Genomic DNA, 21,090 nt, shown 5'->3' with positions numbered 1-21,090 from the left:
AGAATAAATTGATTTTATTTCTCACTTTTCATTCTATTTTCATCAGGAATCCCTGTGTCCTGTGCGGTACTCTGCTGCTATCGAGAACGACAGACATCGCTAACAGTATATATGGAAACATCAAAAGAGAAGACGATAACAAGCCCAGGGCCATACATAGTTCGATTACTTAACAGCTCACTGAACGGCTGTGAGTTTCCATTGCTGACAGGCCGAACACTCTTTGTGGTAGGTCAGAGTGATGCGCTCACTGCTTCAGGCCAACTCCCTGATATACCTGCCGATAGCTTTTTTATCCCGCTGGACCATGGCGGAGTAAATTTTGAAATCCAGGTGGATACGGATGCGACCGAAATTATACTCCATGAGCTGAAAGAAGGAAATTCTGAATCTCGTTCGGTGCAATTAAATACACCAATACAGGTCGGTGAATTGCTTATCCTGATTCGCCCGGAAAGCGAGCCGTGGGTGCCCGAGCAGCCTGAGAAGTTAGAAACGTCTGCAAAAAAGAACGAGCCGCGTTTTAAAAACGGAATTGTAGCAGCACTGGCCGGGTTTTTTATATTGGGAATTGGGACGGTGGGGACGTTATGGTTACTTAACTCGCCGCAGCGGCAGGCCGCAGAGCTCGATTCGTTATTGGGGCAGGAGAAGGAGCGCTTTCAGGTGTTGCCAGGACGGGACAAAATGCTCTATGTCGCTGCGCAAAATGAAAGAGATACGCTGTGGGCTCGTCAGGTTTTAGCGAGGGGCGATTATGATAAAAATGCGCGAGTGATTAACGAAAACGAAGAAAATAAGCGTATCTCTACCTGGCTGGATACCTATTATCCGCAGCTGGCTTATTATCGGCTTCATTTCGATGAGCCGCGTAAACCCGTTTTCTGGCTAAGCCGCCAGCGAAACACGATGAGCAAGAAAGAGCTCGAGGTGTTAAGTCAAAAGCTGAGAGCGCTAATGCCCTACGCGGATTCGGTCAACATCACGTTGATGGACGATGTTACCGCAGCAGGCCAGGCGGAAGCGGGGCTAAAACAGCAGGCGTTACCTTATTCCCGCAGGAATCATAAGGGGGGCGTAACGTTTGTTATTCAGGGGGCGCTCGATGATGTAGAAATACTCAGAGCTCGTCAATTTGTCGATAGCTATTACCGCACATGGGGAGGACGCTATGTGCAGTTTGCGATCGAATTAAAAGATGACTGGCTCAAGGGACGCTCATTTCAGTACGGGGCGGAAGGTTATATCAAAATGAGCCCAGGCCATTGGTATTTCCCAAGCCCACTTTAATTTAACGCAAATAAGGAAGTCATTATGCCAACACCTTGGTCAGGCTATCTGGATGAAGTTTCAGCAAAATTTGATACAGGCGTTGATAATCTACAAACGCAGGTAACAGAGGCGCTGGATAAATTAGCAGCAAAACCCTCCGATCCGGCGCTACTGGCGGCGTATCAGAGTAAGCTCTCGGAATATAACTTGTACCGTAACGCGCAATCGAACACGGTAAAAGTCTTTAAGGATATTGATGCTGCCATTATTCAGAACTTCCGTTAATCAGTTATAAGGTGGATTATGTCGATTGCAACTATTGTCCCTGAGAATGCCGTTATAGGGCAGGCGGTCAATATCAGGTCTATGGAAACGGACATTGTCTCGCTGGATGACCGGCTACTCCAGGCTTTTTCTGGTTCGGCGATTGCCACGGCTGTGGATAAACAGACGATTACCAACAGGATTGAGGACCCTAATCTGGTGACGGATCCTAAAGAGCTGGCTATTTCGCAAGAGATGATTTCAGATTATAACCTGTATGTTTCTATGGTAAGTACCCTTACTCGTAAAGGAGTCGGGGCTGTTGAAACGCTATTACGCTCATGATTCGTCGATATCTATATACCTTTCTGCTGGTAATGACCCTTGCCGGCTGTAAGGATAAGGATCTTTTAAAAGGACTGGACCAGGAACAGGCTAATGAGGTCATTGCCGTTCTGCAAATGCACAATATAGAGGCGAATAAAATTGATAGCGGAAAATTGGGCTATAGCATTACCGTTGCTGAGCCTGATTTTACCGCTGCGGTGTACTGGATTAAAACTTATCAGCTTCCTCCCCGGCCACGGGTGGAAATAGCGCAGATGTTCCCGGCGGATTCGCTGGTATCCTCTCCGCGAGCTGAAAAGGCCAGGTTATATTCGGCTATTGAACAGCGACTGGAACAGTCATTACAGACGATGGAGGGCGTGCTCTCCGCCAGGGTCCATATTAGTTATGATATTGATGCTGGTGAAAATGGCCGTCCGCCAAAACCTGTTCATCTGTCGGCATTAGCCGTATATGAACGAGGTTCGCCGCTTGCGCATCAGATCAGCGATATCAAGCGTTTCTTAAAGAATAGTTTTGCCGATGTGGATTATGACAACATTTCTGTTGTGTTGTCAGAACGTTCTGATGCCCAATTACAGGCTCCCGGCACACCAGTAAAACGTAATTCTTTTGCAACCAGTTGGATTGTGTTGATTATTTTGTTATCCGTGATGTCAGCAGGCTTTGGCGTCTGGTATTACAAAAACCATTATGCCCGCAATAAGAAAGGCATAACGGCTGATGATAAGGCGAAATCGTCAAATGAATAGGCAGCCATTACCCATTATCTGGCAAAGAATCATTTTTGATCCGTTATCGTATATCCATCCTCAGCGGTTGCAGATAGCGCCGGAAATGATTGTCAGACCCGCCGCCAGGGCGGCGGCAAATGAGTTAATACTGGCGGCATGGCGGCTTAAGAACGGAGAAAAGGAGTGTATTCAAAACTCACTGACGCAGCTGTGGCTGCGTCAGTGGCGCCGACTGCCGCAAGTAGCGTATTTACTCGGTTGCCATAAACTGAGAGCCGATCTGGCAAGGCAGGGAGCCTTGCTTGGCCTGCCGGATTGGGCGCAAGCATTTTTGGCAATGCATCAGGGAACAAGTTTATCTGTCTGCAATAAGGCGCCGAATCACCGGTTTTTACTTAGCGTCGGGTATGCACAGTTAAATGCCCTGAATGAATTTTTACCTGAATCTTTAGCACAGCGTTTTCCTTTGCTTTTTCCTCCATTTATTGAGGAGGCATCGAAGCAGGATGCTGTAGAAATGTCAATTTTGCTACTGGCCTTACAATATGCTCAAAAATATCCCAATTCCGTCCCCGCTTTCGCCTGTTGAGGGGATACTGATAAAGCGTAAAACGCTGGAACGTTATTTCTCTATTGAAAGATTAGAACAGCAGGCGCATCAACGGGCTAAGCGTATTTTGCGAGAGGCGGAAGAAGAGGCAAAGACCTTGCGGATGTACGCCTATCAGGAAGGTTACGAGCAGGGAATGATAGACGCGTTACAGCAGGTCGCCGCTTATCTTACTGATAATCAGACAATGGCCTGGAAGTGGATGGAAAAAATACAGATTTATGCCCGCGAGTTATTTTCAGCTGCAGTCGACCATCCCGAAACGCTTTTAACCGTCCTGGATGAGTGGCTGAGGGATTTCGATAAGCCTGAGGGGCAACTTTTTTTAACACTACCAGTTAATGCGAAAAAAGATCACCAAAAACTGATGGTGTTGCTTATGGAGAACTGGCCTGGCACTTTTAATCTTAAATATCATCAGGAACAGCGCTTTATCATGAGTTGCGGCGATCAGATCGCAGAATTTTCACCTGAACAATTTGTTGAAACGGCAGTAGGCGTCATTAAGCATCATCTTGATGAACTTCCACAAGACTGCCGGACGATTTCTGATAACGCCATTAACGCACTTATTGATGAATGGAAGACAAAAACGCAAGCATTGTAAAATGGAGGTTATAAGGTGATACCGGGTACGATTCCGACTTCTTATTTGGTCCCGACAGCGGACACTGAAGCGACGGGTGTGGTTTCGTTGAGTGCCAGGGCCGCTATGCTGAATAATGTGGATAGCGCGCCTTTAAGCAATGGCGGCGACGTTGATCTTTATGATGCATTCTACCAACGACTTTTGGCGCTCCCTGAGTCAGCCTCTTCTGAAACGCTTAAAGATAGCATTTATCAAGAGATGAATGCCTTCAAAGATCCTAAAAGTGGTGATTCGGCTTTTGTTTCTTTTGAGCAGCAAACGGCTATGCTACAAAACATGTTAGCAAAAGTTGAACCGGGCACCCATTTATATGAGGCTTTAAACGGGGTATTAGTTGGTACAATGAATGCACAGTCACAAATGACCTCCTGGATGCAGGAGATTATTTTATCGGGCGGGGAAAACAAAGAGGCAATTGACTGGTGAACCCCCATTGCTGGCGATTTGTGATAAGGTATGGTGTATATATCAGCAAGTAATGCACCATGCCAGTGTATCTATCTTATTGATGTATATGGATTATTAAGGTCTCTGCCAGGCGTTTTATTCTGAAAGGATTATATTAATATTGTAAGCTTCCATTACAAAATTGTGCATAAAGTTTGTAAGAGTATCTTTTTGTGACAAAATGAACGCGCGTTGGAATGTAATTATTGGCTATAATAATAAAAAAATCGGATTTAAATCATCACTGTGAGTTTTAATTATTTGTTTATAAGAATATAACGATTTTGAGTTCCTTATAGCACACAGGATAAAATATGGTATTGCCTTCAATGAATAAATCAGTTGAGGCCATTAGCAATAATCACCTTCAACAGCCGAACAAATTTCCATTAATAAATGGATTAGCTGACGTAAGAGACTATTATGTCGCAAACTGCTTATTGTTTAAACTTAATAAAGGCAGTTTGCGAATTGAAAACGAATTTGGGGAGTTCATCGAACAATCTGCGCCGTGTTTATTTTTATTGGAAAAAGATCAAACAATCACGCTTAGTATGAGCGAAATAGAAGGGCATATTGATTTTTCTTCACTGGAAGTTTCCTATGACTTAATGCAAAAATTCTACAAAGTTTTTTACAGTACAAGAAACTACAATGATCGAGAGCTATCATTAAAAACGAAACCAAAGTATTTTTTTCATGCGGACTTGTTGCCAGGGATGAGTGATACTTTTGACTCTATTTTGCATGGTGTGGCATGTCCACGGGTTTGTAGTAATGTGAGTATTGATGATCATGATTATTCATATTTCTCATTGATGTATCTTATATCGGCATTTGTACGTAAGCCCGGTGGGTTTGATTTCCTTGAGCGAGCAATAAAAATTACGACAAAAGAGAAAGTTTATAACATTATTATCAGCGATCTCACCCGCAAATGGTCACAGGCTGAGGTGGCAGGAAAGCTGTTTATGAGCGTATCAAGTCTGAAGCGAAAACTGGCCGCTGAAGAGGTGAGTTTTAGCAAAATATACCTGGATGCTCGTATGAATCAGGCTATAAAATTATTACGTATGGGGGCTGGAAATATTTCACAAGTCGCGACGATGTGTGGCTATGATACGCCTTCTTATTTTATCGCTATTTTTAAACGGCATTTTAAGATTACACCGCTTAGCTTTATGCGTACGATGAACCATTGATTTGTGAAATTATTTTAAACGTTACTATCTGTTTGCGTTACAGATACCAAATATTTTTTTAATCGTAGTGTATATTTCAGTATCGCTACACCAGTGATATATAGTTAATGAAAGGGAATCGAAAGCGTTCATTGTCAGACATACATGGCCACCAGGCGTCGGGCAATCGTTGTACTCTAAGAGATTACAGTAAAGTAAAACAGCAAATTTAATCATTATCAGATTTGTAAAAGGAATTCATTTCGGTAACGACATTGCGCATGTAATAACGTATCTGGTCTTATTACCTTTGTAGTAAGAAGGCGTTATCTACTTGCGCAGTAGTCGCCCAGGAAGAAAAATTATTACCGAAGCTGTAGTCAGTTTTCAAAAAAGGATAAATAAATGAGAAATGTAATTATATACGGTATTAACTGGACTAATTGTTATGCCCTTCAGTCTATTTTTAAGCAAAAATATCCGGAAAAGTGCGTTAAAACGTGTAACTCATTAACCGCACTTTTGCATTCTCTATCCGATATGCCGGACGCCGGGCTGATTTTAGCTTTGAACCCGCATGAGCATGTTTATCTTTTTCATGCGTTGCAGGCGCGGTTGCAGAACCGTAAAGTTTTGGTAGTGGCAGATCGCTTGTATTATATCGATCGCTGTGTGCTGCAATATTTTGGCGTTATGGATTATGTTTTAAAAGACGAACTATCCTGCGCTATCCGCTCGGATCGAGAGAAGCTCCGTCTTCCGGAAGCCTGGCTGCGTTTCTGCCACAGGCCACAAAAGAAAACCGTGGCTGCTACGTATGCTTTTAATGTCGGCGAGACGCCGGAAGAGGTATTGTTTAATATCAATCAATACGCCTGGTGGAATCTACCTCCCGGCGTCACTCAGGCGAAATATGCGCTGCTGATATTATTATCCTCCGGACATCCAGCAATTGAACTGGCGAAAAAATTTGGTCTGGGAACAAAAACCGTCAGTATTTATCGTAAGAAGGTTATGTATCGTTTGGGGATGGACTCTTCACCGCTATCGCTGTTCCGGGGACTGAAACTAGACGCGCATTTACAGCGCACTGCTTTTGCACATAACCCTGGTGTACTTGACGATAATTGCGCGTTACCGATTGCGGTAGGAATGAATTAAAATATTTTTTATCATTTATGACCATGTGTTGAGCTTTTATTATAAAAAAGATTTTTTGAGTAGTAATTCTTATATATAATCATCTGGAGGTGATTGGTTGCCTGGCTCAATCATTGAGGCATATTTTTGCGGGCAATATATTGAATCTGAAAAGTTAAAGATGATATTTTCGGTGCAGGAGCTATCATGTGGAGGGAAAAGTATGCTAAGTCCTACGGCTCGTAATATGGGGGCGAGTTTATCGCCTCAGCCTGACGTCAGCGGGGAGCTAAACACCGAAGCATTGACCTGTATTGTTGAGCGTCTGGAAAGTGAAATTATAGATGGCAGCTGGATTCATATCAGTTACGAGGAAACCGATCTCGAAATGATGCCTTTTCTTGTTGCACAGGCCAATAAGAAGTATCCAGAGTTAAATCTTAAATTTGTTATGTCAGTCCATGAGCTTGTTTCCTCTATAAAGGAGACCAGAATGGAAGGCGTTGAATCTGCCCGATTTCTCGTAAATATGGGAAGTTCAGGTATCCATATTTCAGTCGTCGATTTTAGAGTTATGGACGGAAAGACATCGGTGATTTTGTTCGAACCAGCAGCGTGTAGCGCTTTTGGACCTGCTTTACTGGCGTTGAGGACCAAAGCAGCTCTTGAACGTGAACAACTGCCTGATTGTTATTTTGCTATGGTCGAGCTGGACATTCAACGAAGCTCTTCTGAATGCGGTATTTTTAGCCTGGCGCTCGCCAAAAAACTTCAGCTTGAATTTATGAACTTAGTAAAAATTCATGAAGATAATATTTGTGAACGTCTGTGTGGTGAAGAACCTTTTCTCCCGTCCGATAAAGCAGACCGCTATCTGCCGGTGAGTTTTTACAAACATACTCAAGGCGTACAACGATTAAATGAATATGTGCAGGCCAATCCGGCGGCGGGAAGCAGTATAGTAAACAAAAAGAATGAAACGCTTTATGAGCGATTCGATAACAATGCCGTTATGCTAAACGATAAAAAACTCTCTATATCCGCTCATAAAAAAAGGATAGCTGAATATAAGTCTTTGCTTAAACCGTAATGAAATTATGAGGTTACCTGCCAGAGGAAATCCTTCCAGCGCCATAAAACTACTCTATATTATGACCGTATGTTTCCTGAATAGCAGGCAAAAAAGTGTTAACCTTGCGCCTCTGGTACGATTTCATTACGCCTGTCGCGCCATGTTGCGTAAATAAATGCCGCAATAAACACGATGGCAAATAATACCACGATGGTCGGCGCTGGCGCGCTATCAAGATAAAAAGACAGATAGACGCCCGCAAAAGCGGTAATAACTGACAGACTCACCGCTAATCCCAGCGCGCGCGCAAAGCGTCGCGTCAGCAAAATGGCAATTGCGCCGGGGGCGATAAGCAGTGAGATCGACAGAATAATGCCCACCGATTTCAGCGTGGCGACGATAGTCAGCGCAATCATACATAGCAGGCCATAATGCAGTAGCGTGGTATTCAGCCCGCTGGCTTTCGCCTGGTGCGGGTCAAAAGCGTGTAGCAGGAGATCTTTCCATTTCAGCCCTATGATTAACGCAATACCCAGTGCAATAACCGACGTTTGTACGATATCCCCCAGCGATACGCCCAGCATATCCCCAAACAGGATGTGATCCAGATGCACTTCCGATTGAATAGAAACATAGAGCACCAGACCTGCGCCAAACATCCCGGAAAAGACGATGCCCATCACCGTATCACGTTTGATGCGGCTGTTATCGTCCAGATAGCCGGTCGCGATAGCGCAAAATAATCCGGCAATGAAAGCGCCAATCGCCAGGGGGATCCCCACAATATATGCCAGCACGACCCCGGGGAATACCGCATGACTCATTGCGTCGCCCATTAACGCCCAGCCTTTTAACACTAAAAACACGGACAGCAAGGCGCAGGGAATCGCCACAATGACCGAAACCATAAGGGCGTTCACCATAAAATCAAACTGAAAGGGTTCCAGTAACGTTGTTAAGAACATGTCGGCTCCTTCTGCAGGCGGGCGCGTCGACGGTTAGCTAACAGACCGTGTTTCGGGGCGAAAATAAAGGCCGTGATGAACAGTAAGGTTTGCATGACGACAATAATTCCGCCAGTGGCGCCATCCAGCCAGTAGCTAAGCCATGCGCCCAGAAAACTGGTCAGGCTGCCAATCACGACGGCAATCATGAGCAGACGTGGAAAACGGTCGGTGAGTAACCAGGCCGTCGCGCCCGGCGTGACGACGAGACAGATCACCAGGAACGCCCCAACGGTTTGCAGGGCCGCTACGGTAGAGACGGACAATAGAGTGAAAAACAACAGCTTTAGTCGACCCGGATTAAGCCCGATAGAACGCGCATGGGTCTCATCGAAAAAGACGACCATCAGATCTTTCCACTTTAACAGCAGAATCGTCAGCGAGACTGCGCCGATAATCGCCAGTTGCGCAATATCCGCTGGCGCGATCGCCAGCACGTTGCCGAGAATAATCGTCTGGATATTCACCGACATCGGATTGAGCGACACCATAAAAAGGCCGACGCCAAAAAAAGAGGAGAAGATAAGCCCGATAATCGCGTCTTCTTTCAGGCGTGAGCGTTGGTTAAGAAAGAGCATACTGCCTGCCGCCAGTCCGCCGGAAAGAAACGCGCCGAGCGAGAAGGGCAGCCCTAACATCCAGGCGCCAGCGACGCCAGGCACAATAGAGTGAGATAGCGCATCGCCAATGAGCGACCAGCCTTTGAGCATCAAATAGCAGGAGAGAAACGCGCACAGACCGCCCACCATCGCGGAGACCCACATCGCGTTGAGCATATACTGGTAGCCAAACGGCTCAACAAGCCAGTTCATGACGATTTTCCTCCGCTGGCCACGCGCCGGGAAATAAAGGGGCGCTCGTCATCGGTGATGATGTGCTCTTCACCTCCGCTTAGCGCGATATGACGTAGAACGCCGCTAAACGCCTGTTCCAGATTCGCGGCGGTAAACGTGGTTTCGGTAGGGCCGCTGGCCAGTACGGTTCCTTTAATCATTACCGTATAGTCGCAAAACTCGGTGACGGAGCCGAGATTATGCGTTGAGACCAGCATCGTGCGGCCTTCATCGCGCAGTTCCCGCAGTAGATCGATGATTCGCGCTTCGGTTTTTACATCTACGCCGGTAAAAGGTTCATCCAGCAGGATTACCTGTCCATCCTGAGCGATGGCCCTGGCAAGAAACACACGTTTTTTCTGCCCGCCGGACAGCTCGCCAATCTGCCTGTGACGATACTCCTGCATATCCACCCGCGCCAGCGCGGCGTCAACACAGGCGTGATCATGCGCAGTGGGGCGGCGTAGCCAGCCCATATGGCCGTAGCGTCCCATCATCACCACATCTTCTACCAGCACCGGAAATGACCAGTCCACTTCTTCCGATTGCGGAACATAAGCAATGAGGTTTTTTTTCAGCGCCTTGTTGACTGACTGTTGCAGGATAGTGATATCGCCCTGCGCAAGATGCACAAAGCCCATTAACGCTTTAAATAACGTAGACTTACCGGAACCATTTACGCCTACCAGCGCGGCGATTGAACCGCCAGGCACCTGAAAAGTGGCGTCCCGTAGGGCGGTATGACCGTTGCGATACGTCACCGTGACTTGATCAACGGTAATCGCAGATTCACTCATTGTTGACTCCTCAGTCCGTCGTTAATGCCGTTGACGATGGTTTCGGTCGTGACGCGCAGCAGATCCAGATAGGTTGGCACAGGGCCGTCAGCGGCGCTCAGAGAATCGACATACAGCACGCCGCCATAATGCGCGCCGGATTCACGCGCGACCTGACGGGCCGGTTTATCGGAAACCGTACTCTCGCTAAAGATGGCGGGAATATGGTGCTTTTTAATGGTATCAATCACTTTACGCACCTGTTTTGGCGTCCCCTGTTGATCGGCGTTAATTGGCCAGAGATAAAGCTCTTTCATGTCGTTATCGCGCGCCAGGTAAGAGAACGCGCCTTCACTGGTGACCAGCCAGCGCTGATCGGCGGGAATTTTTTCCAGCTCGGCACGCAACGGATCGGCCATCTGGCGAATTTTCGCTTTATAGCGTTCGGCGTTTTGCTTATAGATCTGCGCATTATCCGGATCGTACTTCACCAGGGCGTCGCGAATGTTATCGACATAAATCAGCGCGTTTTCTGCCGACATCCAGGCGTGCGGGTTCGGTTTACCGTTATACGGGCCTTCGGTAATGCCCATCGGTTTGACGCCGGTGGAGACGACGACTTCCGGTACGCCGGAAAGGTGCTGATAAAAGCGGGCGAACCATCGCTCCAGGTTCAGACCATTCGCGAGGATAAGCTGTGCCCCCTGCGCTCGTTTAATATCGCCGGGCGTTGGCTGATACTCATGGATTTCAGCGCCGGGCTTGGTAATTGAGCTGACTTCCGCTGCGTCGCCCGCCACGTTTTTCGCCATGTCGGCAATAACGGTAAACGTGGTGATGACTTTAAATTTCTCTTTTGCATAGGCTGGCGATAGCGCGAGTATCGCGACAATACCGGCAATCAGGAGTGTTTTCAGACGATGTAGATTCGTCATAGTATCCCTCGCAACAATGTGGTTAATTAATCATCGAATATAGCATTTGCTATGTTATATAGCACAAGGTATGAATAAATGAAAATAATTCTTATTTGCGTAATGGCGACGATATGCAGTGATAGTGCTAAAGAGGGATAAGGTGTAAAATAAATACAACTTAATATTCGGAGAGAGCACGATGCCTGGTAAACGTATCGCTCGTGAAAAACTGACGATCAAAAAAATGATCGCGCTGTATGAAAGCCAGTGCCCACAGGCGTCAGCGGTGCAGGGGCATTACGACGCGCTGTTCGCCTACGCGCAAAAACGTCTTGATAAGTGCGTATTTGGCGAGGAAAAACCCGCCTGTAAGCAGTGCCCGGTGCACTGCTATCAGCCGGCTAAACGCGAGGAGATGAAGCAGATTATGCGTTGGGCAGGTCCGCGAATGCTTTGGCGACACCCTGTCCTGACCGTGCGGCACCTTATCGACGATAAGCGCCCCGTTCCGGAATTGCCGGAAAAATATCAGCGCAAGAAGTGAAGGGGAAGCGCCAGGCCTACGACGCGCATCATCTCCAGGCCGGATCAGATCCGGCAACCCGTTACGCTAACGCGTCTTTATCAATACCCAATCGCTTCATACGCGACAGCAGGGTGGTTCGTTTAAGCCCCAGACGCTGCGCCGCGCCTTTTGGTCCAGCCACTACGCCATTGGTCTCTTTCAGCACGCGTATAATAAGCTGATATTCATCTTCGCCTTCTTTGGCGCTTTCAGTCGCAACAGGCGAGGTATCGGGCGTTACGGCGGTAATATCCGGCAGCGACAGTTGTAGCACATTGCCGCGCGTCAGCAGCACGGCGCGCTCGACGACATTCTCCAGCTCGCGAACGTTCCCCGGCCATTCCATGCTGCTGAGCGTGCGCAGCGTTTCGGCGGGAATGCTGTCGATATTACGCCCCATTCGGCGGGCGATTTTGAAGGTGAACGCTTTGACCAGTAGTGGTATATCTTCCGGACGTTCGCGTAACGGAGGAAGCTGGATCGGAAAAACATTCAGCCGATAGTAGAGATCGTTACGGAATTCGCGATCGGCGACCATTTTTTTCAGATCGCGGTTAGTCGCGGCGATCAGCCGCACGTCGGTCTGGATCAGTTTATTGCTGCCGAGACGTTCAAACTCTTGCTCCTGAAGGACACGCAGCAGCTTAGGCTGTAGCTCCAGCGGCATGTCGCCCACTTCATCCAGAAACAGCGAGCTTTTATCCGCCAGCTCGAAACGGCCAATCCGCTGCGCGCTGGCGCCGGTAAACGCGCCGCGCTCATGACCAAACAAATCGCTTTCCAGCAGCCCCGCCGGCATCGCGGCGCAGTTCATCTTTACCATCCTGCGCCCGCTACGTCCGCTCAGGTTGTGAATGGCGCGGGCAATCAACTCTTTACCGGTTCCCGTTTCGCCCAGAATTAGCACGGTACTGTCGCTCTGCGCCACCATCTCAACCTGCTTTAGCACGTTGTACATCGCTTCGCTGCGCCCGATGATCTCGCCAAACTCGCTGTCGACGTTATTAAGCTGCTCCGTGAGCGCCAGGTTTTCGTCGACCAGGCGTTCCTTCAGACGGTGGATTTCCTGATAGGCCAGCGCATTATCCACGGCAATGGCTACCCGTTCGGCAATCTGACGCAGCAGCTTGAGGTTGGCGGTGGTAAACACTTTTTCTTCGCACTGGGCCAGTTTGAGCACGCCAAGCATCGTCTTGCCGGACATCAACGGCAGCAGGCAAAGCGTCTGGATCTGATTGCCCCAGGTATCGAACAGCATGCGTTCGTAGGGGGCAAGCGGATCGCGTTCGTTGAGGTTGATAAGCAGCATCTCTTTACTTTTAAAGACGCGCTCCGTGAGCGTGCCGGCTTCGTCGACTTCGCTCTGTTCGTGCGCCGGATGATGCTCATCAAGGTAGTGGGTGGAGTAGATATTCAGCTTATTTTTGCGATGGCTGCGCAACACGATGCTGATCGCGTCGATATTGAAATAGTGGTGGATCTCTTTTGCGACTTCGCTTACCAGTTCATCAATATCCAGACGCGACAGGACGGCGTTGGTGATTGCAACCAGAATACGGAAGTTATCGCGTTCGCGGCACAACAGATCATAATCGACGTTATTGTTTACCCGGTTTTGAATTTGCTCGGCGACCACGCCGACAATTTGGGTAAACGTATGCAGGCGGTCATATTCCTTTTCACTCCAGGGGCGATCTTCCTGACGGATGAATTCGCAGCCGCCGAAAATACGGCCCTCCGCGGCTAAAGGAAGCAGACAATAATGACCAAATTCAGGGTAGAGGCCGCTCGCGGCAAGCTGCGGCCAGGTTTCGGTAAACTCATGGAAATTACAGTGCAATGCATCGGGGCGAGAAAGGATACGACGTACCGGGCCGTGCGCCAGTACGGTTTCATCTTCATATTCAACAGGACGGCCATTTTCTCGCGTCGCATAATATTGTGCGCGTTGCGACTGCGCCTGCCATAGCACAATGCCGGCGCTGTCGGCGAGCGCTGAACGCTTTACCAGTTGCGAAAGCGCTTCACTGAGCGACGCCAAATCGGGCTGCTGCAATAAGGTACGAGTGATATCGAACAAGCCTTGCTGTCCAAGATCGCTCATGGGTGTATACGACATGTTGCTTTTCCAGGAAAATACCGCAAAACGGTGCGAAAACGGTAAATGAATTATAGGTATAAGTCGTAAGTTATTGCCGGATGGCTGACCGCAAACTCGCTGGTCACACACTCCGTAGGCCTGATAAGCAAAGCGCCATCAGGCGTTCATGCAGCGTTAATGCCGGATGTCGACGCAAATGCGTCTTATCCGGCCTACAGTATGCTGCCAACAGGCTGCTAGCATATACGAGGTAATGGTTCGGCGTGTGGCAAATCAAGGGTTCGCTTCACGCCATAGAGTCCGGCTAAGCGAACGCCTTTGCGTTCCACGACTTCGCCAATCAGCGCCGCATCACGTCCCAGCGGATGCGCGCGTAATGCCGCCAACGCCCGATCTGCGGCCTGCCGTTCAACGGCAATCACCAGTTTTCCTTCGTTGGCAAAGTTCAGGGCATCCAGCCCCAACAGCTCGCAGACGCCGCGCACGGCAGGTTTGAGCGGCAGTGCGGATTCGGACAATTCAATACCGTAACCGCAGGACGCCGCAAACTCATGGGCGACCGCATTCACGCCGCCGCGCGTGGCGTCACGCAATGCCTTCACTCCGTCAATATGACGCAGCGTCTGAATAAGCGGCGTTAATACTGCGCAGTCGCTCGCCAGCTCGCCATCCAGTCCCAGTTGCTCACGCAGGTTGAGGATAGTGGCGCCGTGATCGCCAAGCGTACCGCTGACTAACAGCACATCGCCAACGTTCAGCGTTTGCGCGCCCCAGTGAATATCGGCGGGAATCGCCCCCATGCCGGCAGTGTTGATAAACAATTTATCCGCCGCGCCGCGCTGCACAACTTTGGTGTCGCCGGTTACAATGGCGATACCCGCTTCCCGCGCGGTCGCCGCCATGCTATTGACCACGCTTTTTAACGTCTCCATCGGCAGTCCTTCTTCAAGGATAAAGCCGCAGGAGAGATAGCGGGGGATCGCGCCGCTCACCGCAACGTCGTTCGCCGTACCGCAAATCGCCAGTTTGCCGATATTGCCGCCGGGGAAAAAGAGCGGATCGATCACATAGCTATCGGTAGAAAACGCCAGACGGTCGCCCTCCGCCGTCAGCTGCGCCAGCTCCAGACGCGCCTGATCTTCTTGTTCCGCCAGCCACGGGTTGGCAAAGGCCTCCATAAACAGGCTATTAATCAACTGTTGCATAGCCTGGCCGCCGCTGCCGTGGGCGAGTTGTATATTGTTCAAACTTCACACTCCTGCTGACGATACTGATACCAGGCGGCGCATGCGCCTTCGGAAGAGACCATCAGCGCGCCGAACGCGGTCTCTGGATTACATGTTTTACCAAATAGCGGGCACTGATGCGGCTTGCATCTGCCGGTCAGCACTTCGCCGCAGCGGGCGCGCGGATCGTCATAGACCTGCTGCGGCGCTGGGCGGAAATGCGCTTCGGCGTCAAAGCGCTGATACTCTGGCGTCAGGTGGACGCCGGAGGATTCAATCACGCCCAGACCGCGCCACTCGCTATCGCCATTAACGCAGAACACATCGGCGATGGCCTGCTGCGCCAGCATGTTTCCGGCATCCGGCACCACGCGACGGTATTGGTTTTCAACCTGGCTTAGGGCCGCTATTTTCTGCTCAACCAGCATGACCACGCCTTGCAGTAGATCAAGCGGTTCGAATCCAGCCACCACCAGCGGGCGATTAAAATCGGCGGCGATAAACTGGTACGCCTCGGTGCCGATGACCATGCTGACGTGGCCTGGCGCAAGAAAGGCGTCAATGCCGTTGTCCGGCTGCTCCAGTAAGCTACGCAGCGTCGGGATCAGCGTAATGTGCTGGCAGAAAAAGTAGAAGTTTCGCACGTCACGCTGTTTTGCCTGCTGTAGCGTGATGGCGGTGGTCGGCATGGTGGTTTCAAAGCCCAGCCCGAAAAATACCACTTTGCGGGTCGGGTTATCCTGCGCCAGCTTCAGCGCGTCCATCGGAGAATAAACAATACGCACATCCGCGCCGCGCGCTTTAGCCTGCAACAGAGAACCCTGTTTCCCCGGCACGCGCATGGCATCGCCAAAGGTGCAGAAAATCACCTCCGGATGACTGGCGATTTCCACGCAACTGTCGATACGTCCCATCGGCAGCACGCAGACCGGACAACCGGGGCCGTGAATAAACTCCACGTTTTCGGGCAGTAACTGATCGAGACCAAATTTAAAAATCGCGTGGGTATGACCCCCGCAGACTTCCATAATGCGCAACGGACGTTCGGCAGTGTAAGGAAGAAGGGCGGCGCGTTCACGCAGGTGTTCAATGAGCTGCATCACCTGTTCCGGCGCACGGTACTCGTCAACAAAACGCATTATCTCTCCTCACCATACAGCAGTGCGCCGACGTCCGGCTCAACATCAAACATATTTTGTAGCGCGTCGAGCGTGTCGCGCGCTTCCGCTTCGTTAATGACGCTCATGGCGAATCCGACATGAACCAGCACCCACTGACCCAGACGCGGCTGACCGTTTTCATCACAACTGCCGACTAATGTGAGATCGACGTCGCGCTGAATGCCGCAGACGTCAACTTTTGCCTGATTGCCGTCAATGGCGCGGATTTGACCCGGCACGCCTATGCACATCGCTGCGCCTCCAGCCAGGCCAGCCACTGATCCATGCCTTCGCCGCTGGTGGCGGAAATCAGGATAATTTCAATCTCCGGGTTCACTTCACGCGCGCTGGCGATGCACTTCTCAACGTCAAAATTGAGGTAGGGCAGCAGATCGACTTTATTGAGCAGCATGAGCGACGCAGCGGCAAACATATGGGGATATTTCAGCGGCTTATCTTCACCTTCGGTCACGGAAAGCACTGCGACTTTATGCTTTTCGCCCAGATCGAAGCTGGCCGGGCAGACAAGATTACCGACGTTTTCGATAAACAGAATACCGTGGTCATCCAGCGGCAGGCGCGGCGCGGCGTCGGCGATCATTTGCGCGTCAAGATGGCAGCCTTTACCGGTGTTGACCTGAATGGCGGGCGTGCCGGTAGCGCGGATGCGGGCGGCGTCGTTCACTGTCTGCTGGTCGCCTTCAATCACCGCGCACGGTACACGGTCTTTCAATTTCATTAGCGTTTCAGTCAGCAGGGTGGTTTTACCTGACCCGGGGCTGGACACCAGGTTGAGCACCAGTTGCTGGCGGGCGGCGAAACGGGCGCGGTTGCGCTCAGCCAGACGATTATTTTTGTCCAGCACGTCGATTTCAACCTCCAGCATCCGCCGCTGACTCATACCAGGCGCGTGAGTTCCGGCTTCGCCGTGGCCGTAATGCAGATCGCCTTCTGCGGTCTGACTTGGGGTAAAGTCAGGCGTTTTAATGCCGGTAATATTCAGCGCCGGGCGAGCCGCTGGGGCAAAGGGCGCGCTACGAAACGCTGAGTGCGGATTATGTTCATCGCCTTCTATATAAAGGTTGCCTTCAGCGCAACCGCAAGTCGTACACATCGCTTACTCCTGATCTTTTTCTTGTTACAGGCTTTCTGCCGGATGGCGACGCGAGCGTCTATCCGGCATTAATCTTCAGTTTCATCAATCTCTATGCGCCGAATTTGTAAGCCGTCATCGGCCACAATTCGCAGCGTATCGCTATGACATTGCGGACAACGACGTACACGGTGGGTTAACAACGTGACATATTGTTGACAATGCTCACACCAGCATTCGGCTTCCTGTTCTTCGAGGTGCAGTTTACAACCTTCTGCTATCGTGCCGCGGCATACCAGATCAAAACAAAAGGAAAGAGCGCTGGTTTCCACGCAAGAAAATGCGCCAATTTTGATCCAGACGGCTGTCACACGTTTTGCACCGTATGCTGAAGCCTGTTGTTCAATCAATTCCAGTGCCCGTTGGCAGAGGGTGATTTCGTGCATATCGCCTCCCGTAGTGGTTGCCCCTGTAAAGCAATATTTATGCCAATATTTTTATCCCCTGGCAGGTTAATGTCGACGATGACGAAATGACATGTCGTCACCGCGTCGAAACGGCAGTAACTGCGCTCGTCTGCCATTAAAAACAACAAGTTAAAAATTGGCATGGAAAATGCTTAACGCAGGCATCTCTGTTAAATGGGTAACCTGACATGACTATTTGGGAAATAAGCGAAAAGGCCGATTACATCGCGCAGCGGCATCGTCGCCTACAGGACCAGTGGCATATTTACTGCAACTCGCTGGTTCAGGGGATCACCCTCTCGAAAGCGCGCCTGCATCACGCAATGAGCTGCGCGCCGGAAAGGGATCTTTGCTTTGTCCTGTTTGAGCACTTTCGTATTTACGTCGCGTTGGCGGATGGTTTTAACAGCCACACCATTGAGTACTACGTTGAAACCAAAGATGGCGAAGATAAGCAATTGATTGCACAGGCGCAGCTCGATATCGATGGCAAGGTTGATGAACGGGTTAACAACCGCGATCGCGAGCAGGTGCTGGAGCACTATCTGGAAAAAATCGCCAGCGTTTACGACAGCCTCTATACCGCTGTAGAAACCAACTCGCCGGTTAATTTGCGTCAATTGGTAAAGGGAAACAGCCCGGCGGTATAAGCCTGAGGTGTTGCCCGCTTTGATTCTCGATATGGCGTTGCGCCATGTCATGAATGTTTTGGGGATGGGCGTGTCGATAAGTGTCGAAAATGACATTTCAACGGCATGTTTTCGTCAAAAATGACAATCACCTGAGGAATGCCTGGTGAATCGTTTTGTAATTGCTGACTCCACTCTCTGTATCGGCTGCCACACCTGTGAGGCCGCCTGTTCAGAGACGCATCGCCAGCATGGCCTGCAGTCAATGCCGCGCCTGAAAGTGATGCTGAATGAAAAAGAATCTGCGCCGCAGCTTTGTCACCACTGTGAAGATGCGCCATGCGCCACGGTATGCCCGGTTAACGCGATTAATCGCGTTGACGGCGCTGTCCAGCTTAATGAAAGCCTGTGCGTGAGCTGCAAACTGTGCGGTATTGCCTGTCCGTTTGGCGCTATTGAGTTTTCCGGCAGCCGTCCGCTGCATATTCCGGCGAACGCCAATACGCCGAAAGCGCCGCCCGCGCCGCCAGCGCCTGCGCGCGTCAGTACGTTGCTCGACTGGGTGCCGGGCGTACGCGCTATCGCGGTGAAATGCGACCTGTGCAGCTTTGACGAGCAAGGCCCGGCCTGTGTGCGGATGTGCCCGACTAAAGCGCTACACCTGGTGGATAACACGGATATCGCCCGCGCCAGCAAACGTAAACGTGAGCTGACATTTAATACCGATTTTGGCGATCTCACCTTGTTTCAGCAGGCTCAGAGTGGGGATGCATAATGAGTTCACTTTCACTGATTACTAGCGGCGTCGCGTGGTTTGCCGCCGCCGCCGTTCTGGCGTTTCTGTTTTCGTTTCATAAAGCGCTGAGCGGCTGGATTGCCGGTATCGGCGGCGCGGTCGGCAGCCTGTGTACGGCAGGCGCGGGGTTCACCGCGCTGACCAGCGCCGTTACGGTGAGCGGCGTGATGCCGTTTACCGGTCACATGCTGCAAATTACGCCGCTGAATGCTATCTGGCTGATTACGCTCGGGCTGTGCGGCCTGTTCGTCAGCCTGTTCAATATCGACTGGCATCGCCATCCACAGGTAAAAGCCAACGGACTGTTGATCAACCTGCTGATGGCGGCAGCCGTCTGCGCCGTGGTCGCCAGTAACCTGGGGACGATGGTGGTGATGGCGGAAATCATGGCGCTCTGCGCCGTGTTCCTCACCGGCGGTAGCAAAGAGGGCAAACTGTGGTTTGCGCTGGGCCGTCTCGGTACGCTGCTGCTGGCAATCGCCTGCTGGCTGGTGTGGCAGCGCTACGGCACGCTGGATCTGGGGCTGCTTGATCAACGCGCTCAGCAACTGCCGCTGGGCTCCGATATCTGGCTGCTCGGCGTTATCGGTTTTGGTCTGCTGGCCGGGATTATCCCGCTACACGGTTGGGTGCCGCAGGCGCACGCCAACGCCAGCGCTCCCGCCGCCGCGCTGTTCTCGACCGTGGTGATGAAAATCGGGCTGCTGGGCATTCTCACGCTATCTCTGCTTGGCGGCAATGCGCCGCTGTGGTGGGGCGTGGCGCTGTTGGTGCTTGGGATGATCACCGCCTTTGTCGGTGGTCTGTACGCGCTGATGGAGCATAACATTCAGCGCCTGCTGGCCTATCACACGCTGGAAAATATCGGCATCATTTTGCTCGGTCTGGGCGCAGGCGTTACCGGGATTGCTCTCAATCAGCCGGTACTGATCGCGCTGGGTCTGACCGGCGGGCTCTATCACCTGCTGAACCATAGCCTGTTCAAAAGCGTGCTGTTTCTGGGCGCGGGCAGCATCTGGTTCCGTACCGGTCATCGCGATATCGAAAAACTGGGCGGTATTGGTAAACGGATGCCGGTTATTTCTATCGCCATGCTGGTCGGTCTGATGGCGATGGCTGCGTTGCCGCCGCTGAACGGCTTTGCCGGCGAGTGGGTGATTTACCAGTCCTTCTTCAAACTGGGCAACAGCGGCGCGTTTGTTGGTCGTCTGTTAGGACCGCTGCTGGCGGTTGGCCTGGCGATTACCGGCGCGCTGGCGGTGATGTGTATGGCGAAAGTTTACGGCGTGACGTTCCTTGGCGCGCCGCGCACGAAGGAAGCTGAAAATGCCAGCTGCGCGCCGATCCTGATGGGCGTCAGCGTGGTGGCATTGGCGATTTGCTGTGTACTGGGCGGGGTTGCCGCGCCGTGGCTGCTGCCGATGATTTCCACTGCGGTACCGTTGCCGCTGGAAACCGCGCACACCACCGTATCGCAGCCGATGATCACGCTGCTGTTGGTCGCCTGTCCGCTACTGCCGTTCATCATTATGGCGATGTTCAAAGGCAACCGTCTGCCGTCGCGTTCTCGCGGCGCGGCCTGGGTGTGCGGCTACGATCATGAGCAGTCGATGGTGATTACCGCGCACGGTTTTGCCATGCCGGTGAAAGAGGCCTTTGCCCCGGTACTTAAACTGCGTAAATGGCTTAACCCGGTATCGCTGGTGCCGGGCTGGCAGAACGCGGCGGCCGCGGTGCTGTTCCGTCGTCTGGCGCTGATTGAGCTGGCGGTGCTGGTGGTGATTGTGGTTTCACGAGGAGCCTGAA

At 51.0% G+C, this 21,090-nt stretch carries 24 protein-coding genes; 14 read left to right on the top strand and 10 right to left on the bottom strand.

Annotation, left to right across the window (positions count from 1 at the left end; genetic code table 11):
• Positions 1 to 111 precede the first annotated feature (111 nt).
• The 10 genes from prgH to avrA all read left to right on the top strand — a co-directional run bounded on the left by prgH (position 112) and on the right by avrA (position 7,735).
• Positions 112 to 1,290 (top strand): type III secretion system inner membrane ring protein PrgH, encoded by a 1,179-nt coding sequence (prgH, locus tag NAZ64_RS04670; protein ID WP_483640879.1) that lies wholly within the window; start codon positions 112 to 114, stop codon positions 1,288 to 1,290.
• Between the two features lie 24 nt (positions 1,291 to 1,314).
• Entirely contained in the window at positions 1,315 to 1,557 is a 243-nt protein-coding gene (gene prgI, locus NAZ64_RS04665; RefSeq protein WP_001143113.1) for a type III secretion system needle filament protein PrgI, read from the top strand.
• A gap of 18 nt (positions 1,558 to 1,575) precedes the next feature.
• Entirely contained in the window at positions 1,576 to 1,881 is a 306-nt protein-coding gene (prgJ, locus tag NAZ64_RS04660; protein WP_000020431.1) for a type III secretion system inner rod protein PrgJ, read from the top strand.
• A complete protein-coding gene (gene prgK / locus NAZ64_RS04655) occupies positions 1,878 to 2,636 on the top strand; it encodes a type III secretion system inner membrane ring lipoprotein PrgK (protein ID WP_000621238.1) in 759 nt (252 codons plus the stop codon). The genes prgJ and prgK overlap by 4 nt, the downstream gene beginning before the upstream one ends.
• The gene (orgA, locus tag NAZ64_RS04650) at positions 2,608 to 3,207 is read left to right on the top strand and encodes an oxygen-regulated invasion protein OrgA (protein WP_001591231.1); all 600 of its coding nucleotides are present in this window, start codon (positions 2,608 to 2,610) and stop codon (positions 3,205 to 3,207) included. Before prgK ends, orgA begins: the two co-directional genes overlap by 29 nt.
• A complete protein-coding gene (gene orgB / locus NAZ64_RS04645) occupies positions 3,164 to 3,835 on the top strand; it encodes a type III secretion system linker protein OrgB (protein WP_000916655.1) in 672 nt (223 codons plus the stop codon). The genes orgA and orgB overlap by 44 nt, the downstream gene beginning before the upstream one ends.
• A gap of 15 nt (positions 3,836 to 3,850) precedes the next feature.
• On the top strand, positions 3,851 to 4,303 hold the full coding sequence (locus tag NAZ64_RS04640; protein ID WP_000612177.1) for a type III secretion system effector protein OrgC: 453 nt from the start codon (positions 3,851 to 3,853) through the stop codon (positions 4,301 to 4,303).
• 335 nt (positions 4,304 to 4,638) lie between these two features.
• Positions 4,639 to 5,526 carry an invasion transcriptional regulator HilC gene (hilC, locus tag NAZ64_RS04635; protein WP_000243998.1) on the top strand — a complete coding sequence of 296 codons (888 nt, stop codon included), beginning with the start codon at positions 4,639 to 4,641 and terminating at the stop codon, positions 5,524 to 5,526.
• A gap of 384 nt (positions 5,527 to 5,910) precedes the next feature.
• On the top strand, positions 5,911 to 6,666 hold the full coding sequence (gene sprB / locus NAZ64_RS04630; protein WP_131046493.1) for a transcriptional regulator SprB: 756 nt from the start codon (positions 5,911 to 5,913) through the stop codon (positions 6,664 to 6,666).
• Between the two features lie 160 nt (positions 6,667 to 6,826).
• Positions 6,827 to 7,735, top strand: a complete 909-nt coding sequence (avrA, locus tag NAZ64_RS04625; RefSeq protein WP_077909652.1) for a type III secretion system YopJ family effector AvrA — start codon at positions 6,827 to 6,829, stop codon at positions 7,733 to 7,735.
• 98 nt (positions 7,736 to 7,833) lie between these two features.
• Here the strand turns inward: avrA and sitD are convergent, their stop codons facing one another.
• Genes sitD through sitA form a run of 4 tightly spaced genes read right to left on the bottom strand, consistent with a single transcriptional unit; the run spans position 7,834 to position 11,265 of the window.
• Positions 7,834 to 8,682 carry an iron/manganese ABC transporter permease subunit SitD gene (gene sitD, locus NAZ64_RS04620; RefSeq protein ID WP_000480208.1) on the bottom strand — a complete coding sequence of 283 codons (849 nt, stop codon included), beginning with the start codon at positions 8,680 to 8,682 and terminating at the stop codon, positions 7,834 to 7,836.
• Positions 8,673 to 9,533, bottom strand: coding sequence for an iron/manganese ABC transporter permease subunit SitC (sitC, locus tag NAZ64_RS04615; RefSeq protein ID WP_001104336.1), 861 nt, complete (start codon positions 9,531 to 9,533; stop codon positions 8,673 to 8,675). Before sitC ends, sitD begins: the two co-directional genes overlap by 10 nt.
• Entirely contained in the window at positions 9,530 to 10,351 is an 822-nt protein-coding gene (gene sitB / locus NAZ64_RS04610; RefSeq protein ID WP_080150094.1) for an iron/manganese ABC transporter ATP-binding protein SitB, read from the bottom strand. Before sitB ends, sitC begins: the two co-directional genes overlap by 4 nt.
• A complete protein-coding gene (sitA, locus tag NAZ64_RS04605; protein WP_000182930.1) occupies positions 10,348 to 11,265 on the bottom strand; it encodes an iron/manganese ABC transporter substrate-binding protein SitA in 918 nt (305 codons plus the stop codon). The genes sitB and sitA overlap by 4 nt, the downstream gene beginning before the upstream one ends.
• A 181-nt stretch (positions 11,266 to 11,446) precedes the next feature.
• On the opposite strand from sitA, the gene NAZ64_RS04600 reads away from it, so the two are divergent.
• Positions 11,447 to 11,791, top strand: a complete 345-nt coding sequence (locus NAZ64_RS04600) for a nitrous oxide-stimulated promoter family protein (protein WP_001117938.1) — start codon at positions 11,447 to 11,449, stop codon at positions 11,789 to 11,791.
• A 61-nt stretch (positions 11,792 to 11,852) separates the two neighbouring features.
• Here NAZ64_RS04600 and flhA read toward each other — a convergent pair whose 3' ends face one another.
• The 6 genes from flhA to hypA form a co-directional block, all read right to left on the bottom strand.
• Positions 11,853 to 13,931, bottom strand: a complete 2,079-nt coding sequence (flhA, locus tag NAZ64_RS04595; RefSeq protein WP_000122692.1) for a formate hydrogenlyase transcriptional activator FlhA — start codon at positions 13,929 to 13,931, stop codon at positions 11,853 to 11,855.
• A 218-nt stretch (positions 13,932 to 14,149) separates the two neighbouring features.
• On the bottom strand, positions 14,150 to 15,160 hold the full coding sequence (hypE, locus tag NAZ64_RS04590; protein WP_001059957.1) for a hydrogenase expression/formation protein HypE: 1,011 nt from the start codon (positions 15,158 to 15,160) through the stop codon (positions 14,150 to 14,152).
• Positions 15,157 to 16,278 (bottom strand): hydrogenase formation protein HypD, encoded by a 1,122-nt coding sequence (gene hypD / locus NAZ64_RS04585; protein WP_001212962.1) that lies wholly within the window; start codon positions 16,276 to 16,278, stop codon positions 15,157 to 15,159. The genes hypE and hypD overlap by 4 nt, the downstream gene beginning before the upstream one ends.
• Positions 16,278 to 16,550 carry a hydrogenase 3 maturation protein HypC gene (gene hypC / locus NAZ64_RS04580; protein ID WP_000334871.1) on the bottom strand — a complete coding sequence of 91 codons (273 nt, stop codon included), beginning with the start codon at positions 16,548 to 16,550 and terminating at the stop codon, positions 16,278 to 16,280. The genes hypD and hypC overlap by 1 nt, the downstream gene beginning before the upstream one ends.
• Positions 16,541 to 17,413, bottom strand: coding sequence for a hydrogenase nickel incorporation protein HypB (hypB, locus tag NAZ64_RS04575; RefSeq protein WP_000337646.1), 873 nt, complete (start codon positions 17,411 to 17,413; stop codon positions 16,541 to 16,543). Before hypB ends, hypC begins: the two co-directional genes overlap by 10 nt.
• A 68-nt stretch (positions 17,414 to 17,481) precedes the next feature.
• Positions 17,482 to 17,838 (bottom strand): hydrogenase maturation nickel metallochaperone HypA, encoded by a 357-nt coding sequence (gene hypA, locus NAZ64_RS04570; RefSeq protein WP_000544461.1) that lies wholly within the window; start codon positions 17,836 to 17,838, stop codon positions 17,482 to 17,484.
• Between the two features lie 209 nt (positions 17,839 to 18,047).
• Here hypA and hycA point away from each other — a divergent pair, with 209 nt between their 5' ends.
• From hycA to hycC, 3 genes are all read left to right on the top strand, one after another.
• A complete protein-coding gene (gene hycA, locus NAZ64_RS04565) occupies positions 18,048 to 18,509 on the top strand; it encodes a formate hydrogenlyase regulator HycA (RefSeq protein ID WP_000158075.1) in 462 nt (153 codons plus the stop codon).
• A gap of 145 nt (positions 18,510 to 18,654) precedes the next feature.
• Positions 18,655 to 19,263 carry a formate hydrogenlyase subunit HycB gene (gene hycB / locus NAZ64_RS04560; RefSeq protein WP_001079163.1) on the top strand — a complete coding sequence of 203 codons (609 nt, stop codon included), beginning with the start codon at positions 18,655 to 18,657 and terminating at the stop codon, positions 19,261 to 19,263.
• Positions 19,263 to 21,089, top strand: a complete 1,827-nt coding sequence (gene hycC / locus NAZ64_RS04555) for a formate hydrogenlyase subunit 3 (RefSeq protein ID WP_000097041.1) — start codon at positions 19,263 to 19,265, stop codon at positions 21,087 to 21,089. Before hycB ends, hycC begins: the two co-directional genes overlap by 1 nt.
• Position 21,090 lies beyond the last annotated feature (1 nt).

Source organism: Salmonella sp. A1325 (assembly GCF_056991255.1).
Note: the sequence above shows the minus strand (reverse complement) of the source record. Positions and strands in the feature narration are given on the sequence as shown.

Bases quoted from the DNA above. Each gene is read 5' to 3' on its own strand.
- prgH (WP_483640879.1), top strand. From the start codon at position 112: ATGGAAACATCAAAAGAGAAGACGATAACAAGCCCAGGGCCATACATA.
- prgI (WP_001143113.1), top strand. From the start codon at position 1,315: ATGCCAACACCTTGGTCAGGCTATCTGGATGAAGTTTCAGCAAAATTT.
- prgJ (WP_000020431.1), top strand. From the start codon at position 1,576: ATGTCGATTGCAACTATTGTCCCTGAGAATGCCGTTATAGGGCAGGCG.
- prgK (WP_000621238.1), top strand. From the start codon at position 1,878: ATGATTCGTCGATATCTATATACCTTTCTGCTGGTAATGACCCTTGCC.
- orgA (WP_001591231.1), top strand. From the start codon at position 2,608: ATGATAAGGCGAAATCGTCAAATGAATAGGCAGCCATTACCCATTATC.
- orgB (WP_000916655.1), top strand. From the start codon at position 3,164: ATGCTCAAAAATATCCCAATTCCGTCCCCGCTTTCGCCTGTTGAGGGG.
- hilC (WP_000243998.1), top strand. From the start codon at position 4,639: ATGGTATTGCCTTCAATGAATAAATCAGTTGAGGCCATTAGCAATAAT.
- sprB (WP_131046493.1), top strand. From the start codon at position 5,911: ATGAGAAATGTAATTATATACGGTATTAACTGGACTAATTGTTATGCC.
- avrA (WP_077909652.1), top strand. From the start codon at position 6,827: ATGATATTTTCGGTGCAGGAGCTATCATGTGGAGGGAAAAGTATGCTA.
- sitD (WP_000480208.1), bottom strand. From the start codon at position 8,682: ATGTTCTTAACAACGTTACTGGAACCCTTTCAGTTTGATTTTATGGTG.
- sitC (WP_001104336.1), bottom strand. From the start codon at position 9,533: ATGAACTGGCTTGTTGAGCCGTTTGGCTACCAGTATATGCTCAACGCG.
- sitB (WP_080150094.1), bottom strand. From the start codon at position 10,351: ATGAGTGAATCTGCGATTACCGTTGATCAAGTCACGGTGACGTATCGC.
- sitA (WP_000182930.1), bottom strand. From the start codon at position 11,265: ATGACGAATCTACATCGTCTGAAAACACTCCTGATTGCCGGTATTGTC.
- NAZ64_RS04600 (WP_001117938.1), top strand. From the start codon at position 11,447: ATGCCTGGTAAACGTATCGCTCGTGAAAAACTGACGATCAAAAAAATG.
- flhA (WP_000122692.1), bottom strand. From the start codon at position 13,931: ATGTCGTATACACCCATGAGCGATCTTGGACAGCAAGGCTTGTTCGAT.
- hypD (WP_001212962.1), bottom strand. From the start codon at position 16,278: ATGCGTTTTGTTGACGAGTACCGTGCGCCGGAACAGGTGATGCAGCTC.
- hypC (WP_000334871.1), bottom strand. From the start codon at position 16,550: ATGTGCATAGGCGTGCCGGGTCAAATCCGCGCCATTGACGGCAATCAG.
- hypB (WP_000337646.1), bottom strand. From the start codon at position 17,413: ATGTGTACGACTTGCGGTTGCGCTGAAGGCAACCTTTATATAGAAGGC.
- hypA (WP_000544461.1), bottom strand. From the start codon at position 17,838: ATGCACGAAATCACCCTCTGCCAACGGGCACTGGAATTGATTGAACAA.
- hycA (WP_000158075.1), top strand. From the start codon at position 18,048: ATGACTATTTGGGAAATAAGCGAAAAGGCCGATTACATCGCGCAGCGG.
- hycC (WP_000097041.1), top strand. From the start codon at position 19,263: ATGAGTTCACTTTCACTGATTACTAGCGGCGTCGCGTGGTTTGCCGCC.